General features: G+C 66.2%; 17 protein-coding genes. 11 read left to right on the top strand and 6 right to left on the bottom strand.

Annotated elements, in window-relative coordinates; translation table 11 throughout:
* Positions 1 to 151 precede the first annotated feature (151 nt).
* Positions 152 to 427 (top strand): hypothetical protein, encoded by a 276-nt coding sequence (locus ACFQ24_RS16935; protein ID WP_380913337.1) that lies wholly within the window; start codon positions 152 to 154, stop codon positions 425 to 427.
* Positions 428 to 486: 59 nt separating this feature from the next.
* On the opposite strand, the gene ACFQ24_RS16930 is transcribed toward ACFQ24_RS16935, so the two are convergent.
* The 5 genes from ACFQ24_RS16930 to ACFQ24_RS16910 form a co-directional block, all read right to left on the bottom strand.
* On the bottom strand, positions 487 to 750 hold the full coding sequence (locus ACFQ24_RS16930) for a hypothetical protein (protein ID WP_380913335.1): 264 nt from the start codon (positions 748 to 750) through the stop codon (positions 487 to 489).
* A gap of 9 nt (positions 751 to 759) precedes the next feature.
* On the bottom strand, positions 760 to 1479 hold the full coding sequence (locus ACFQ24_RS16925) for a class I SAM-dependent methyltransferase (RefSeq protein WP_380913333.1): 720 nt from the start codon (positions 1477 to 1479) through the stop codon (positions 760 to 762).
* Entirely contained in the window at positions 1479 to 2606 is a 1128-nt protein-coding gene (prfB, locus tag ACFQ24_RS16920) for a peptide chain release factor 2 (protein ID WP_380913331.1), read from the bottom strand. The genes ACFQ24_RS16925 and prfB overlap by 1 nt, the downstream gene beginning before the upstream one ends.
* Positions 2607 to 2693: 87 nt before the next feature.
* On the bottom strand, positions 2694 to 5237 hold the full coding sequence (locus ACFQ24_RS16915) for a penicillin-binding protein 1A (RefSeq protein WP_380913329.1): 2544 nt from the start codon (positions 5235 to 5237) through the stop codon (positions 2694 to 2696).
* A gap of 87 nt (positions 5238 to 5324) precedes the next feature.
* Positions 5325 to 6308 (bottom strand): N-acetylmuramoyl-L-alanine amidase family protein, encoded by a 984-nt coding sequence (locus tag ACFQ24_RS16910; RefSeq protein ID WP_380913327.1) that lies wholly within the window; start codon positions 6306 to 6308, stop codon positions 5325 to 5327.
* 517 nt (positions 6309 to 6825) lie between these two features.
* Here ACFQ24_RS16910 and ACFQ24_RS16905 point away from each other — a divergent pair.
* From ACFQ24_RS16905 to ACFQ24_RS16865, 9 genes are all read left to right on the top strand, one after another.
* Positions 6826 to 9555 (top strand): Rne/Rng family ribonuclease, encoded by a 2730-nt coding sequence (locus tag ACFQ24_RS16905; protein WP_380913325.1) that lies wholly within the window; start codon positions 6826 to 6828, stop codon positions 9553 to 9555.
* A 125-nt stretch (positions 9556 to 9680) separates the two neighbouring features.
* On the top strand, positions 9681 to 11030 hold the full coding sequence (locus tag ACFQ24_RS16900; protein WP_380913323.1) for a M48 family metalloprotease: 1350 nt from the start codon (positions 9681 to 9683) through the stop codon (positions 11028 to 11030).
* 2 nt (positions 11031 to 11032) lie between these two features.
* Positions 11033 to 11800, top strand: a complete 768-nt coding sequence (locus tag ACFQ24_RS16895) for a DsbA family protein (protein ID WP_380913321.1) — start codon at positions 11033 to 11035, stop codon at positions 11798 to 11800.
* Between the two features lie 137 nt (positions 11801 to 11937).
* Positions 11938 to 12072, top strand: a complete 135-nt coding sequence (gene rpmH, locus ACFQ24_RS16890; RefSeq protein ID WP_066769487.1) for a 50S ribosomal protein L34 — start codon at positions 11938 to 11940, stop codon at positions 12070 to 12072.
* 35 nt (positions 12073 to 12107) lie between these two features.
* Positions 12108 to 12515 (top strand): ribonuclease P protein component, encoded by a 408-nt coding sequence (gene rnpA / locus ACFQ24_RS16885; RefSeq protein WP_380913700.1) that lies wholly within the window; start codon positions 12108 to 12110, stop codon positions 12513 to 12515.
* On the top strand, positions 12512 to 12724 hold the full coding sequence (gene yidD, locus ACFQ24_RS16880; protein ID WP_380913319.1) for a membrane protein insertion efficiency factor YidD: 213 nt from the start codon (positions 12512 to 12514) through the stop codon (positions 12722 to 12724). The genes rnpA and yidD overlap by 4 nt, the downstream gene beginning before the upstream one ends.
* A 35-nt stretch (positions 12725 to 12759) precedes the next feature.
* On the top strand, positions 12760 to 14463 hold the full coding sequence (yidC, locus tag ACFQ24_RS16875; protein ID WP_380913317.1) for a membrane protein insertase YidC: 1704 nt from the start codon (positions 12760 to 12762) through the stop codon (positions 14461 to 14463).
* Positions 14464 to 14489: 26 nt separating this feature from the next.
* The gene (gene yihA, locus ACFQ24_RS16870; protein ID WP_380913315.1) at positions 14490 to 15137 is read left to right on the top strand and encodes a ribosome biogenesis GTP-binding protein YihA/YsxC; all 648 of its coding nucleotides are present in this window, start codon (positions 14490 to 14492) and stop codon (positions 15135 to 15137) included.
* A gap of 11 nt (positions 15138 to 15148) precedes the next feature.
* Positions 15149 to 15451, top strand: coding sequence for an alkylphosphonate utilization protein (locus ACFQ24_RS16865; protein ID WP_380913313.1), 303 nt, complete (start codon positions 15149 to 15151; stop codon positions 15449 to 15451).
* A 4-nt stretch (positions 15452 to 15455) separates the two neighbouring features.
* On the opposite strand, the gene ACFQ24_RS16860 is transcribed toward ACFQ24_RS16865, so the two are convergent.
* Positions 15456 to 16007 (bottom strand): 2'-5' RNA ligase family protein, encoded by a 552-nt coding sequence (locus ACFQ24_RS16860; RefSeq protein WP_380913311.1) that lies wholly within the window; start codon positions 16005 to 16007, stop codon positions 15456 to 15458.
* Positions 16008 to 16135: 128 nt separating this feature from the next.
* Here ACFQ24_RS16860 and ACFQ24_RS16855 point away from each other — a divergent pair, with 128 nt between their 5' ends.
* Entirely contained in the window at positions 16136 to 16582 is a 447-nt protein-coding gene (locus tag ACFQ24_RS16855; RefSeq protein WP_380913309.1) for a pyridoxamine 5'-phosphate oxidase family protein, read from the top strand.
* Positions 16583 to 16786: the final 204 nt, after the last annotated feature.

The raw sequence follows: 16786 nt of genomic DNA, 5'->3' as shown, positions 1-16786 counted from the left end.
AGTGCAATGTGGGTTGGTTGACGTGCCGATGTCACTTGCATGACAGGCGTGTCACACAATCGGAGCTGCCCACGCGGCCCATGTCATGAAAGCGTAATGAACTCAATCCTTTGCGGCGCGTTCACCCATCTTAAAAAGGATGGAGCGGCCAATGACGATCAGCGTGGAATTCCCGGACGGCGGCCTGCGCGACATGCCCAGCGAACTGCGCGCCGATCACGCGACCGGCCGGTTCGATCATGTGCCGCTCGACTGCAACGCGCAATGGCGCTTCGTTCGGCGTCAGGGCCGCTGGCATGCCGAGCCGCGCCACGGAAGCCTGGCGGTGCTGACGCCGCAGGTGGAGGAATGGTGGCGCGGCATCGCCACGATGGCGGATGATCCCGCCCCCCCGCGCGCACCCGCCCGATCGCCGCGCGCCGCCTGACGCCCCTATGGGCAGGGATCGGGCAGGTCGGAAGGGGCGCCCGCTGGCAACTCGTCCGCCTATGAGGATTGCCCGCCCTTTTCCGCCAGCTCCATGAAATCGCGCGCGGCGTCGCGGTCGGCGGCATCCTCGAACGTCGCATCCAGGTCCGGCGCGTCGCCCAGCAGGAACAGCAGCGACCAGAGCGCGAACCGCCGCCCACGGTCCTTTTCCAGCCCAAGGTCCACGCGCATCCGCTCCATGCCCGCAACCAGCGCGTCGGGCGTCAGGGCGTCAAGGTCGGCGCTGCCGAAATAGCGGCGGAGCTGATCGTCGAACTGCATGGGCTACTCCTATCCCCGAAAGGCGCAGGGAATGATGCTCGCCGGATCGGGCCGCGCGGCGATGCGGCGGAACCGCGCGAGATAGCCCCCCGCCGTGGGCTTGGGCACCAGCTGTTCCATGCGGAACCCCATCGCCGCCAGTTCGCAGGCCAGCAGCCGGGGCGGCGTGCCATGCCGGTCGGTCGGCCGGTCGGCGTCCACCACGATCAGCTCGCCATCCTTCTTCAGCGCGGGGGAAAGGTGCCAGAGGAACGCATAGGGCTCGGCGATCTCATGATACATATGGACCATCATTATGCGGTCGAAACTGTTCGCCGGCAGCTTCGGGTCTTCCGGCGCGCCCAGCTTCACGCTGACATTGTCCCATTTCTCGCGCGTGATGCGGCGGGACAGCGCCTCTATCACCTCCGGCATGATGTCCTCGGCCAGCACACGCCCAGTCTTGCCCACGCGCTTCGCGAGCCGCACGGTATAATAGCCCTCGCCCGCGCCGATGTCCGCCACCGTCATGCCGGGGCGGATGCCGGCGCGGTCCATGATGTCGTCGGCTTCGTTGACGCGATCGCGCGCCTCCTCGCTGGACCAGCGGGTCGACACGATCGGCGCGACCGGCCGGTCGGCGCGCGGAAAGTCCCGCGCCGCAGCAGGCCGCTCACTGGTGGTCGTATCCCCCAACTGGTCGCAGGCGGCCAGCAGGACAAGCGCCCCCGCCAGCACCGCGCGGATCATCAGTCGACATCCTCCACGACGACCTTTTCGCCCGTGACCTTCTGCGACAAGGCGGCGGCCATGAAGGGATCGAGCGCGCCGTCCAGCACATCGTCGGGCGAGGTCGACGTAACGCCGGTGCGAAGATCCTTCACCAGCTGATAGGGCTGGAGCACATAGGAGCGAATCTGGTGGCCCCAGCCGATCTCCGTCTTGGCCTGATAGTCGGATGAAGCCGCTTCCTCCCGCTTGCGCAGTTCCGCTTCGTAAAGACGGGCTTTCAGCATGTTCATCGCGGTCGCCCGGTTCTTGTGCTGCGACCGGTCATTCTGCGACGCCACGATGATGCCCGAAGGGACGTGGGTGATGCGGACCGCGGAATCGGTCGTGTTGACGTGCTGCCCGCCCGCGCCCGACGCGCGATAGGTGTCGATCTTGAGATCGCTTTCCTTGATCTCGATGTCGATATCGTCGTCGATCACCGGATAAACCCAGACGGACGAGAAGCTGGTGTGCCGCCGCGCGCTGCTGTCATAGGGGCTGATGCGGACCAGGCGATGGACGCCGCTTTCCGTCTTGGCATAGCCATAGGCGTTCTCGCCCTTGAACAGGAAGGTCGCGGACTTGATCCCCGCCTGATCCCCCGCCTGATAGTCGACCAGTTCCACCTTGTAGCCACGCCGTTCAGCCCAGCGGCGATACATGCGGCTCAGCATCTCCGCCCAATCCTGGCTTTCGGTCCCGCCAGCGCCTGCGTGAATTTCGAGATAGGTGTCGTAGCTGTCCGCCTCGCCCGCCAGCAGCGCCTTGATCTTGTCCTCGTCCGCGCGTTCGGCCAGCGCCTTCAGGGACGCGACGGCTTCGTCGACCATGGCCTCGTCGCCCTCGGCCTCGGCCATTTCGATGAGTTCGGCGGTGTCGCTCTTTTCCGCGTCGATCGCGCGCGTCGCCCCGATCGCGCTGTCCAGCCGGGTCCGCTCGCGCATCACCTCCTGCGCCTGTTTGGCATTGTCCCAGAGCGTCGGGTCTTCGACGCGCGCATTCAGCTCGTCCAGCCGCCGCAGCGCCCGGTCCCAGTCGAGCGACTGGCGAAGCAGCGCCAGCGCGGCGTCGATACGGTCGATATATTGCTGCGCTTCGGCGCGCATGTCTGGTCTCCGAAAATCAGTCGGCGTGTCTAACGCATCAAGCGCCTGCCCCTATCCGAGGGCGGCGGATTTGGGAAGGGCACAGCCTCAATAGATCCCGCCCTGGCCTTCCAGGAAGTCGGCGTCGTTGCGCTGGCGGCCGCGCGATATGGCGGAGGCGGCGCGGGCGTCGGCTGCCTTGGCCTGTGCTTCGGCTTCTTCCTTGCGGATGGAGCGGCGCGGCTCGGTTTCGGGCTTGAACGCTTCCCAGATGACGGCGGGTTTGAGGTCGGTGCCCGGCCATGCGCCATAGACGCGCTTGCCCGACCGGCGGTCGATCGTGACCATGCGGATGCCCGCCGGCGCGACGAAGGGCGTCTTGGGCATGGCTTCCAGCACCGGGGCCATCGCCGCCTTCCAGATCGGCGCGGCGACCCGCCCGCCCTGCGCCCAGCCGCCCAGGCTGCGCGGCTGGTCGTAGCCGATATAGACGCCCGCGACGAGATCGGGCGATCCGCCCACGAACCACACATTGGTCGGCCCGTTGGTGGTGCCGGTCTTGCCGAACAGAGGGCGATTGAGGTCGTTGAGGATCGTCGCCGTGCCGCGCTGGACCACGCCTTCGGTGATGTGGACGACCTGATAGGCGGTCATGGGATTGAGCACTTGGCGGCCCTCGAAGCCGAAGCGCGGCATAGGCTTGCCGTCCCAGTTGGGCAGGTTGCAGCCCTCGCACGGCCGCCAGCGCTGCGGCCAGATCACCTTGCCGCGCCGGTCTTGCACATAATCCATCACCTTGGACGGCTGTTGCTTGCCCTGGTTGGCCAGCGTCGCATAGGCGTTCACCATCCGCTCGACCGTCGTCTCGCCCGCGCCCAGCGCGAAGGAGAGATAGGGCTGATAGTCGCCGATCCCCATATTCTTGATCGTCCGCACCACCCGGTCCATGCCGGTCTGGCTGGCGGCGCGCACCGTCATCAGGTTGCGCGACTGTTCGACGCCCCAGCGCATCGTCTGCGGCCCCGCGCTTCCGCCGGAGAAGTTGCGGAAGCATTTCTGCCCCAGCCCCGCGCCCTGGTAGACGCACAGCGGCCCGTCGACGATGATCGAGGCAGGAGTCATGCCGTTGTCCAGTGCGGAGGCATAGACGAACGGCTTGATGGTGGAGCCCGGCTGGCGCAGCGCCTGGGTCGCGCGGTTGTAGGAAGAGAGGCGCGAATCGAACCCGCCCTGCATCGCACGGATGCGGCCGGAATGGACTTCCTCCACCAGCATGCCGCCCGACACTTCGGGCACGTTGCGCAGCGCCCAGGACGATCCGTTGCGCGTGACCACGATCAGGTCGCCGTCCTTCAGCGCCGAAAAGGCCGGGCCGCCGGTGCGGCGATAGGGCATCTGCGCGGCGTCCGCCGGCAGGACGCCGGTGCTGCCGTCGGCAAAGCCGATCTGCGCCGCACCGGACGAGCGGCTGATGACCGCGGCCACCCGCCACTCCGCATAATCGACGCTGATATAGCTGGCGGCCAGTTCCCGCTCCCAGTCATTGCCGGCGTTGATATGGCCGACCGGGCCGGACCAGCCGCGCCCGCCGTCGAACCGTAGCAGCCCGCCGCGCAGCGCATCCTGCGTGCGTTGCTGCACCACCGGATCATAGGGACTGCGCACCCACAGGCCACCGGCATAAACGCTGTTGGGGCCGTCCGCCGCCTTTTCCCCGAACAGCTGGATGAGGCGACGGCGCACCTCCTCCATATAATAGCCGCCCGCGCGCGCATCGAAGCTGGAGCCGTGCGCGGCGACCGTGCCCAGCGGCTGCGCCTGTGCCTCCGCCCGCTGCGCGGCCGTGATCCAGCCATTCTTCTCCATCTCCCCCAGCGCCCAGTTGCGCCGGTCGAGGGCGCGCTCATGGCCGGTCGGGCTTTCGGGCCGGTAATTGGCCGGTCCCTTGGGCAGGATGGCGAGATAGGCCATCTCGTGCAGCTTGAGGTCCGCGACATCCTTGTCGAAATAGGCGCGCGCCGCCGCCTGCACGCCATAGGCGTTGCGGCCGAGGAATATCTGGTTGAGATAGAGTTCGAGGATCTGCTGCTTCGACAGCACATTTTCCATGCGCCAGGCCAGGATCATCTCCTTGACCTTGCGGGTGGGCGAATATTCATCGCCGATCAGCAGGTTCTTGGCGACCTGCTGCGTGATGGTGGAGCCGCCACGCGCCCGCTGGCCCGATCCCAGCTTGCTGGCATAGTCGACCACCGCGCCCGCAAAGCCGGGGATGTCCACGCCATGATGTTCGAAGAAGGTCTTGTCCTCCGCCGCCAGATAGGCGCGGATCAGCAGCGGCGGATAGTCGCTATATTGCAATTGCACCCGGCGCTCGCGAGCGTAGCTATGCGCCGGCTGGCCGTTGATGTCGCGCACGATGGTCGGCAGCGGCGGCTCATATTCCAGCAGCGTGGCAGCGTCGGGCAGCCCGCGCGCGAAGATCAGCCAGAAGAGGAGCAGCGCCGCGAGAAACCCGCCCAGCAGGATCGCCGCCCAGCGGAACAGCCGCCGCTGCATGAGCGGGCGCAGGCGGCCGAGCAGGCCTCCAGCATCGCGGCGCAGGCGATAGGCAATGGACGATTGCGGAGTTTCGGAACGGGCCTCTTCCATGGGGAAGAGGCTCTAGGGTCAAAATGCGGCCAAGGCCAGTGGGCTTTCGACGGCCCGTCGCGCCGGCGGCGCGGCGTCGCCCGCGCGTCAACCGCCGGCCCCACCGTCTCGCATCGCCAATCTGCGGGCGAAATGCACCTCGATCGCGCGGGCGACGCCGCGGGCAATGCGCCCCTGCCCCTCCCGCGAGGACAGGAAGGCGCTGTCCGCCGCATTGCTGAGATAGCCCGTCTCGAACAGCACGGACGGCATGTCCGGGGCTTTGAGCACCACCAGCGATGCGAAGCGATGGCCCGCGCTGCGGAACGGGACATAGGGACCGGCTTCGCGCTGGAGCAGCCGGGCGAAGCTGGCGGAGATGTTCATCGATTCGCGCTGGGTCAGGTCGATCAGGATCGACGACACGTCGCCCGATTGCCCGCCCAGATTGACGCCGTTGATGATGTCGGCCCTGTTCTCACGCGCCGCCAGCCGCGCCGCTTCCCGGTCCGACGCGGTTTCGGACAGGGTATAGACGGTCGCGCCATGCGCTTGCGCATCGTCCGCCGCATCGGCATGGACGGAAATGAAAAGGTCCGCGCCCAGCTTGCGGGCGATGCCATAGCGTTCCTGCAGCACCAGGAATTTGTCGTCGTCGCGCGTCAGGGCAACACGCACGCGGCCATCCTTCACCAGCTGGTCGCGGATCGCCTGCGTGATCGCCAGCGTCACATCCTTTTCGCGCCGGCCATTCTCCTTGTTGATCGCGCCCGGATCATGCCCGCCATGGCCCGCGTCGATCACCACCAGCGGCCGCGCCCCGTCCTGCGCACCCTCGACCGGCGGCAGAACCAGCCCGCGCGCGGGCGCGGGTATGGGGACGCTGATCGAATGGAGCCGCTTCCTCGGCCGCGCCGCCATGTCCGCCGCGCCGTCGAACCGCACCGCCGCGCGATGATCGCGCAGGTCGAGAGCTGCGATGCCGCCCGTACTGCCGGACGCCGCCGCGACGATCGCGCCGATCAGGGTCAAGCTCTGCACCATCCGCCGCTTGTGCATTGCACGACAAGAGGCCGTCCAGCCAAATTTCATGACGATGATCGGCCCCCGACGTCCCTACGCTGAATTCGGAATTAAGCATCGTGGCTTTGAAGCACGTAAATCGGCACGGTTAACGCCTGCTTCACCATCTTCGTGCAATAGGTCGGGCGAGACATTATATTTCAGCCAGACGTTGCTCCGCCTTCATTTGGCTGCTACCCATTCATATTCCTGCAAGGTTTGCGTCATGGACAGCGGACCGATCAGGGCGATGAGACGAGCATCGGCGGACTTTACAGGATCCTGTCCGTCCCGGTGCTGCAAACAGGTTGACGCTGCATGAGGCATGAATTCCATTCCACGCTTGCCCCGGTTCCGGGCGCAGCGGCGTGGATGGAGAGGCTCGGCGCATGGTCCGGCCCTGCCGACGCAGCAGACACGACACTTTTCCTTTCAAACCGGACGATCCCGCAAGCCCAGCGCCCCTCGGCGCGCGCGCGGCCGTCCCTTCACTATCGCGTGACGGCGCGGCCCAGCGCCGCAGCCCGATCACGCCGGAGACTCATAAATGACAATGCGTATGCTGATCGATGCGCGCCACCGGGAAGAGACCCGGGTCGCGGTCGTCAAAGGTAACCGGATCGAGGAGTTCGACTTCGAATCGGCCGAGCACAAGCAGCTCAAGGGCAATATCTATCTCGCCAAGGTAACCAGGGTCGAACCGTCGCTGCAGGCGGCGTTCGTCGATTATGGCGGCAACCGCCACGGCTTCCTGGCCTTCAGCGAAATCCATCCCGACTATTACCAGATCCCGCGCGAGGACCGCGAGGCGCTGCTGCGCGAGGAACGCGCGCATGCCGAGGAAGAGGCCGCGCTGCGCGCCGATTATGACGACGATGATGACGAGGATCATCATGGCGAGGACGGCGTCGAAGTCGTCGAAGCCACCCATCATCATGACGATGAGGAAGCCGCGGAAGAGAGTGCCGAGGGCGACGCCCCGCAGAAGGCCGGCCGCCGCAAGGGCGGACGCGGCGGCGACGAGGCCGCGGACGAACTGCGCCGCAAGCGCATGGCGCTGCGCCGCCGCTACAAGATCCAGGACGTGATCAAGCGCCGCCAGGTGCTGCTGGTCCAGGTCGTCAAGGAAGAGCGCGGCAACAAGGGCGCGGCGCTGACCACCTATCTCAGCCTCGCCGGTCGCTATTGCGTGCTGATGCCCAACACGTCGCATGGCGGCGGCATCAGCCGGAAGATCAGCAACGCGGCGGACCGCAAGCGCTTGAAGTCGATCATCGCGGAAATGGCGCTGCCCTCTTCCATGGGCTGCATCGTCCGCACCGCCGGGCTCCAGCGCACCAAGCCGGAAATCAAGCGCGACTTCGACTATCTCGCCCGCCTGTGGGACGAAATCCGAGAAAAGACGCTGAAGTCCGACGCGCCGGCGCTGATCCACAATGACAGCGACCTCATCAAGCGCGCGATCCGCGATATCTACAACAAGGATATCGAGGAAGTGATCGTGGAGGGCGCGGAGGGCTATCGCGCCGCGCGCGACTTCATGAAGCTGCTGATGCCCAGCCATGTGCGCCGGGTGAAGCAATATGCCGACCCCATTTCCCTGTTCCAGCGCGCGAGCGTGGAGGACCAGCTGGCAGCGATGTACAATCCGGTCGTGCAGCTGAAGTCAGGCGGCTATCTCGTCATCAACCCGACCGAGGCGCTGGTGTCGATCGACATCAACTCGGGCCGCTCCACGCGCGAACATGGCATCGAGCAGACCGCCGTCGCCACCAATTTGGAAGCCGCGCGCGAGATTGCCCGTCAGCTCCGACTGCGCGACATGGCCGGCCTCGTCGTCATCGACTTCATCGACATGGAGATGAACTCCAACATCCGTAAGGTCGAGAAGGCGATGAAGGAGGCGCTGAAGGACGATCGCGCCCGCATCCAGGTCGGCCGCATCTCCGGCTTCGGCCTCATGGAAATGAGCCGGCAGCGGCTGCGCACCGGCGTGCTGGAAGCCTCGACCCGCCAGTGCCCGCATTGCGAAGGCACCGGCCTCGTCCGCACCGCATCGTCGGCCGGCCTCGGCGCACTGCGCATGCTGGAGGAAGAGGCGGCGCGGGGTCGCGGCAGCATCATCACGCTGCGCGCCAGCCAGGAAGCGGCCTTCTACGTCCTCAACAACAAGCGCCGCGAACTCGACGAGATCGAGCAGCGCTATGGCGTGCGCATCGAAATCCTGCCCGATGGCGAGATCGAGGGCGCGCGCATGTCGGTGGAAGCGAGCGGCCCCCGGCCCGAGCGCGTCGTCGACTACACCCCCCTCCCGGTCGAAGAGGATGATCTCGACCTGATCGAGGAGGAGGAAGAGGAAGAAGAAGCCGAGGTGGCCGAGGCCGAAACCGCGCGCGAGGAGCGTGGCGAGCAGGGCGAGGAGCGCGAAGGCGGCCGCCGTCGCCGCCGTCGTCGCCGCCGTCGCGGCGGCCAGCGCGACGAGAACCGCGCCGATGAAACGACCGAGTCCGCTGAAACGGACGAGGCTGGCGAAGAGGCCGAAGCGGACGAAGACGCCGAGGAAACCGCTGTCGAAACCATGGCCGAAGCCAAGGACGAGGAAGAAGGCGGCGCGCGTCGTCGCGGCCGGCGTGGCCGTCGCGGTGGCCGTCGCCGTCGCGAAGGTGGCGAAGGCGGCGAGGATGCCGTGACCGCGCAGGGCGAAGCTACGGACGCCGAACCGTCCGAGCCTGTCGCCGAAGCGGTGGAGGCTGCTCCCGTCGATGACGCAGCGGAAGCCCCCGCCGAGGGCGCGCCCAAGACCCGTCGTCGCCCCCGTGCCCGCAAGGGCAAGGCGGACGCGGCCCCGGTTGCGGAAGCCGCCGAAGCGCCGACTGAGGTCGTGGCAGAAGTGGTGACTGAGCCGACGCCCGCCGCGCCGGCCGCCGAGGAAGCGCCCGCAAAGCCCAAGCGCAGCCGACGCAAGAAGGCAACGGCCGAAACCGAGGGAACGGATGCGGAGCCGGTAGCGCAGGTCGCAGAAGCTGCGCCGGAACCGGCTGCCGAAGCCGAAGTCCCCGCCAAGCCCAAGCGCGCGCGCCGCAAGAAGGCCGTCGCCAGCGAGGTAGAGGGCACCGACGCCGTCACCGCGGCCGCGCCGGAAGACGCGTCCGCCGAACCCGCGCCGCAGGCCAATGCGGATGTCGCGGTCAACGACGACATCCCCGCCAACGCCGAAGCCGAGACGGCCGACGGAGCCCCGCGTCGCGGCTGGTGGCAGCGCACCTTCGGCCAGTAAGCCGGGCTACTCTCGCGATGATCAGGCGCCGCTGCATGTCCGGTTCGATCCGGCGCGCAGCGGCGCCTTTCGTTTCTGCCGCCTTCACGGCAGGTTCAGTTGCGTGCAGGCATGGCTTTCGCCCGATGGCTCGCCTGTTGCAGTTTCTCGCCCTCACGCTGGCCTCGCTGGCGCTGATGGCCCGTCCCGCCCTCGCTCAGCAGATCCTGCGCGATGCGGAGACCGAGGCCTTCATGGCCGATATGTCGGGTCCGCTGGTGAAGGCCGCCGGCATGGAGCCGCGCAATGTGCAGGTGCTGGTCATCAACGATCCGGAGATCAACGCCTTCGTCGCGGGCGGCCAATATGTGTGGGTGCATAGCGGCCTGATCGCGCAGGCCGACAATGTGAACCAGTTGCAGGGCGTCGTCGCGCACGAACTGGGCCATATCGAGGGCGGGCATGTCATCCGCTCGGGCGAAGGGATCAAGGAAGCGACCGGCATTACCCTGCTGAGCCTCGTTCTCGGCGCGGCGGCGATCGCGGGCGGCGCGGGCGAGGCGGGCATGGGCCTCATGGGACTTGGCCAGCAGGCGGCGATGAGCAAGTTCCTCGCCTTCTCCCGCGCGCAGGAAAGCTCCGCCGACTTGGCGGGCGCGCGCTATCTCCACACCGCCGGCATCAGCGGCCGGGGAAGCCTGGAATTCTTCAAGAAGCTGCAGAACCAGGAATATCGCCTCGCCATCCCGCAGGACAACAGCTACGGCCGCACCCACCCCCTGTCGGGCGAGCGCATCCAGGTGCTGCGCGAGGTCTATGAGCCCGATCCGGCGTGGAACCGGCCCCCCGACCCCTATCTGGAAAAGCGGTTCGAGCGGATCAAGGCGAAGCTGATCGGCTTCGCGTCGGAGCCGCCCCAAACATTACAAAGATATCCCGAAAGCGACCAGTCGATCCCCGCCCATTATGCGCGCGCCTATGCCTGGCACAAGAGCGCCTACCCCGACCGCGCGCTGGCGGAGGCGGACGCGCTCCTCGCCGCACTGCCCCACGATCCCTATTTCCTGGAGTTGAAGGGCCAGATCCTGCTGGAGAGCGGCAAGCCGGTGGAGGCGATCGCGCCGCTGCGCGAGGCGGTGAAGCTCACCAACCAGCCGCTCATTTCCACCCTGCTCGCCCACGCCCTCATCGCCAGCGAGGATGAGGCGAACTTCGCCGAAGCCGAACAGGTGCTGCGCCTCGCGGTCCAGCGCGACCGGGAAAATCCCTTCGCCTGGTATCAGCTGGGTGTCGTCTATGAGCGGCGCGGCGACACGCCCCGCGCGGCGCTCGCCACGGCGGAACGCTATTCGATGATCGGGCAGGACCAGATGGCGCTGCGCAGCGCGGACGCGGCGATGCAGGGATTGAAGCCCGGCACGGTTGACTATCTGCGGGCGCAGGATATCGCCATGGTCTCGCGCGCTGCGATCGAGCAGCAGCGGAAGAAACGATAAAGATGACCGATGACAACCGGCCGAGCTTTCGCGCCGCCCTTTCCAACAGGACCATGCAGATGACCCTTGGCGGTTTCGCCTTCCTCGCGGCCGCCGCCGGCGCCGCCCTCGCCGTACAGGCGCCCGCCGCCGTGAGTCCAACCGACAAGGCCGCGATCGAGAAGATCGTTCACGACTATATATTGGAGCATCCCGAAATCATCCCGCAGGCGGTCGAGAAGCTGCAGGCCAAGCGGATGTCGAGCACGATCGAGAGCAGCCGCAGCGCGATCGAGAAGCCCTATGCAGGCGCATGGGAAGGCGCGCCGAACGCCGACGTTACCGTGGTCGAATTTTTCGACTATGCCTGCGGCTATTGCCGCGCCTCGCTGCCCGACCTGGCGAAGCTGGTCGGCTCCGACGCGAAGGTGAAGATCGTCTATCGCGAACTGCCGATCCTGTCGGACGAAAGCGGCGAGGCGGCCAAGGTGTCGCTGCTCGCCGCCGAACGCGGCCAATATATGGCTTACCACAAAGCGCTCTATGGCGCGGGCAAGGTGACGCGCGACACCATCGTCGCCGCCGCCGCACGCGCCGGCATCACAAAGTCCGAGGCGGAAGCCGCGATCGCATCGAACAAATATGACGCCGAAATCGCGTCCAACATCGCGCTCGCGCAGAAATTGCAGGCGAGCGGCACGCCCACCTTCGTCATCGGCGATCAGGTGCTGAACGGCGCGGTCGGCTATGACGCGCTCAAGGAAGGCGTGGCGGCGGCGCGGGGCAAGTAGAGTGGGGATCGGGCCGCTCGCCCATTGACTTCCCCCGGCCCTTTCCCTATCGGACGCCCCCTGACCCAAGCGGCCGCTGCACAAGCGGCCCTTTTTCGTCACGCCCGATTCTTGTTATTTGTCTTGAGGAATGAACGATGAAGCGCACCTTTCAGCCGAGCAATCTGGTTCGGAAGCGCCGTCACGGTTTCCGCGCCCGCATGGCGACGCCCGGCGGCCGCAACGTGATTCGCGCCCGCCGCGCGCGCGGCCGCAAGAGCCTGAGCGCCTGATTCCATCTCTGGAAAAGCCTGCCGCGCCGGCCATGATGGTCCGGCGCGCAGATTTTCTGGCGGCGAATCGCGGACGCCGCGCCCCCATGCCGGGCTTCGTCTTGCTGGTGCGTGAGCGCGGCGACGGCGATCCGGCGATGCGATACGGCATCACCGTGACCAAGAAAGTTGGCGGCGCTGTCATCCGCAATCGGATGAAGCGCCGTTTTCGCGTCCTGGCCCGCGAATTGCTGCCCGTTCACGGCATCGCCGGAGCGGACCATGTGCTGATCGGCCGCGATGGCGGGATCGAGCGCGACTTTTCCCAGTTGCGGGCCGAACTTGCCAAGGCGCTCGGCAAGGTCATGAGCCGCGAGCCGGGTCCGCCGCGCGACGCACGGCCCCATCATGGCCGCGGACGCGGACCCAGGGCACCCCAAACCCCTGTCGGGCCCAGGCCGTGATCGGCCGCCTCCTCATCCTGCTCGCGCGCGGCTGGCAGCTCGGTCCCTCGCGCATCCTGCCCCCCACCTGCCGCTACGCGCCATCCTGTTCGGAATATGCAATTGGGGCGGTGCGCAAATATGGCGCGATCAAGGGTAGCTGGCTGGGGTTCAAGCGGCTAATGCGATGCCACCCATGGGGCGGTTCGGGCTACGATCCGGTTCCCTGACAGACAAGATCACCAGACGGCGGAGCCGAACAGACGTGGACGACAAGAAGAATATCATCCTGGCGGTGCTGCTGACCGCGGCGATCCTGTTCGGCTGGCCCTATGTGTCGCGCTATGTTTTCCCGGCGGCCAATCCGCCCGCGACGAAGATCGAGGGCGGCAAGACGACGCCCGTCGCTGCGCCCGGCACCGATGCGGCCGACGGCCCGGTCGTGATCCGCGACCGCACGGCGGTGCTGCGGGAAAGCCCGCGCATCCCCATCCGCACGCCCAAGCTGGCCGGCTCGATCAACCTCAAGGGCGCGCGCATCGACGACATCGTGCTGCCGACCTATAAGGAAACCATTGCCAAGGATTCGCCCGACGTCCGCCTCTACAGCCCCTCGGGCACGCAGGACGCCTATTTCGCCGGCTTCGGCTGGCAGGGCGAAGGATTGAAGACCCCGAACAAGGATACGGTCTGGACCGCCAGCGGCAAGGAATTGACGCCCACCAGCCCTGTCACCCTGAGCTGGAACAACGGCGCGGGCCAGCTATTCGAGATTCGCCTGACGGTCGATCAGAATTACATGATCACCGCCGCGCAGAAGCTGTCCAACAGCGGCAGGGGCGCGGTCGGGGTGAAGCCCTATGGTTATATCAGCCGCCTCGGCGTTCCCAAGGATCCCGACACTTGGACCATCCATGTCGGGCCGATGGGCGTGTTCAACGGCGCGGCCAATTATGACGTAAACTACAAGGATCTGGACAAGGGGCCATCGACCCAGAGCTTCCAGTCCAAGGGCGGCTGGATCGGCTTCACCGACAAATATTGGCTCTCCGCCCTCGTCCCTGCCGCCGACGCCGATTTCGCGGGCCAGTTCCGCAAGGGCGCGGGCACGCAATATCAGGCCGACGCCGCCCTCGCACAGACGATGGTCGCGCCGGGCAAGGCCGCGACGCAGACATTGCGCCTGTTCGTGGGCGCCAAGGAAGTGAAGACGCTCGAAGCCTATCAGGATGCGGGCGTTCCGCTGTTCGACCGGGCGATCGACTGGGGCTGGTTCTACTGGTTCGAAAAGCCGATCTTCGCGCTGCTCCACTGGCTGTTCGAACATATCGGCAATTTCGGCGTCGCCATCATCTGCCTGACCTTCGTGGTCCGCGCGCTGATGTTCCCCGTCGCCCAGCGCCAGTTCGCCAGCATGGCGGCGATGCGCGCGGTGCAGCCCAAGATGAAGGCGCTGCAGGAGAAATATAAGGACGACAAGCAGCAGTTGCAGGTCAAAATGATGGAGCTGTACAAGGCGGAGAAGGTGAACCCGCTCGCCGGCTGCCTGCCCATCTTCATCCAGATCCCGATCTTCTTCGCCCTGTACAAGGTGCTGCAGCTGACGATCGAGATGCGGCACCAGCCGTTCGTGCTGTGGATCAAGGATCTGTCCGCGCCCGATCCCCTGCATATCCTCAATCTCTTCGGCCTGCTGCCCTTCACGCCCCCGTCCTTCCTGGCGATCGGCGTGCTGGCGCTGCTGCTCGGCATCTCCATGTATTTCCAGTTCAAGCTCAACCCGGCGCAGATGGACCCGATGCAGCAGCAGGTCTTTTCGATCATGCCGTGGATGATGATGTTCATCATGGCGCCCTTCGCGGCGGGCCTGCTGGTCTACTGGATCACCAACAACTGCCTGTCGATGGCGCAGCAATGGTGGCTTTACCGCCGCCATCCCGTGCTGAACACGACGGCGACGGCGAAGTAGCCCAGGCCCTCCGATCGGATTTTTGAGTGACCGACCAACCCGACCCCGACCTCATCGAGGAAGCGCGCAGGCTCTTTGCCGGGCACATCGCCTTCCTCAAGTCCGCGCCGGACCTCAAATTCCTGCCCGACATGGCGGTGAACGAAGTGGCGTTCGCCGGGCGATCCAATGTGGGCAAAAGCTCGCTGCTGAACGCGCTCACCAACCGCAACGGCCTCGCCCGCACGTCCAACACGCCGGGCCGCACGCAGGAACTCAACTTCTTCGATGTGGGCGATCCGCTGCGCTTCCGCCTCGTCGACATGCCGGGCTATGGCTATGCGAAGGCGCCGCGCGACATGGTGAAGAAGTGGCGCTTCCTGGTGAACGACTATCTGCGCGGGCGCGCGGCGCTCAAACGGACGCTGGTGCTGATCGACAGCCGCCACGGCATCAAGGATGTCGATAACGACATGCTCGACATGCTGGACGCCGCTGCGGTGAGCTACCGCATCGTCCTCACAAAGACCGACAAGATCAAGGCGAGCGAGCTTGCCGCCGTCACCGCCGCCACCGCCGACGCCATCCGCAAGCGCCCCGCCGCCCATCCCGACATCATCGCCACGTCGAGCGAAAAGGGCATGGGCCTCCCCGAACTGCGCGCCGCCGTACTGCAAAGCGTGACGCAGGGCTGAGGGGGCAGACGATGGCCGACGACGACTATGTCTATGACGAAGCCAGCGGCGAATGGATCAGCGCGGCGGAGGCCGCCTCGCGCACCGAATCCGCCGGCATGGTCGAGGTGCGGGACGCGGTTGGCAATCTGCTGACCGACGGCGATCAGGTGACCCTGATCAAGGATCTGACCGTAAAGGGCGCGAACCAGACGTTGAAGCGCGGCACGCTCATCAAGGCGATCCGCCTGACCGGCGATCCTCAGGAAATCGATTGCCGCTATGACGGCATCAAGGGACTGGTGCTACGCGCGGAATTCGTCCGCAAGCGCTGACCCTTCACAGCAGCCGATATTGGGCGGCGCCGATCAGCGGCCATCGCCCCACGATCTCGTGCCTTGTCCGCCCGACATGGCTGCAGATCAGCACCACTTCCTCAACCCGCCAGCCAAAGCCCGGCACCGCGCGCTGATCCGGGCGGCCGTCGCGGTAGAAGAGCGTCTGGTGCGGGCTGAAGGTCCAGCCGGGCCGCGCCGTCGCCCCAGCCACCTGCATCGCGCGGACGATTTCCTGCCGCAGCGCGCTGAGGCCCGGAACTGCCCGCGCGGGCCGCAACGCCGCCGATCGCCCGCCGATGCTGAGCCGGTCGAGCGTCAGATCGAACGGCTCGGCCCGAATGCCGACACCGGCCCGCCGCAGAGCCTTGATAAGCTCATAGGGATAGACCGGCGCGTCCGTGGTGATGCCAAGCGTGACATGCTGATGCTCCGCAGGAACGCGATCGGCTATCGGATCAAGCGTGTCGGCGAAATGATCGATCTGCCGTGCGATCCGCTCCGGCGGCTTGATAGCGTAGAAGGCCCGGTAGAGGGGCTGAAGGCGATTGTGCATGGCGGCATGCTCCGACTCGACGGGATATGTTCATGATATGTTCTTCTCCTTCCCCTGTCGAATCCTCTTGGACGGAACCCGACTCGCCCTATCCTGCGTTAGGGACAGATAGTGGAAAGGAGAGACGCATGACGCAGCACACCCTCGCCAGCCTGGCGGAAAAGATGCAGCAGATCGACTTTGCGATGCTGTCCACGCACACGGAGGACGGGCATATCGGCGCCCGGCCGATGAGCAACAACCATGATGTCGCCCATGGCGGCGACTCCTTCTATTTCACGACCGAAGACACGCTGATGGTGCGCGACATAGAGCGCGACCCCCGCGTCAGCCTGTCCTTCCACGGCAAGAGCGGCCTGTTCGGTCAGCGGCCGCTGTTCATCGCGCTGGAAGGCCGGGCCGATCTGATCCGCGACCGCAGCCGGTTCGACGATCATTGGAACCCGGACCTGGAGGCCTGGTTCGATCAGGGTGCCGACACGCCGGGCCTCGTGATGATCCACGTCCATGCCGAACGCGCCCATTATTGGGACGGACAGGACGAAGGCGAACTGGAGATCGACGTGATGCACTGACGCATCCTCCTGCTCCTGCCGACGGGCCGCCGCAGGGCGATTGACACATTTCCGCCGACTCGCTATTGGCGGCCCTCCCCAAGACGCTGGCGAGCGGCGGTGCTTCCTGCACCGGCCGTCTTTTTTGCGTCCTGGGGGACATGAATTTGGCCGTTTTTCCATGCCAAGGAAGCCCGGTCCTGACGCTTTGAGATAGGGTGGCCC

The sequence above is a fragment of the Sphingobium olei genome, from assembly GCF_042678845.1.
GTDB classification, from domain to species: Bacteria; Pseudomonadota; Alphaproteobacteria; order Sphingomonadales; family Sphingomonadaceae; genus Sphingobium; species Sphingobium olei.
Note: the sequence above shows the minus strand (reverse complement) of the source record. Positions and strands in the feature narration are given on the sequence as shown.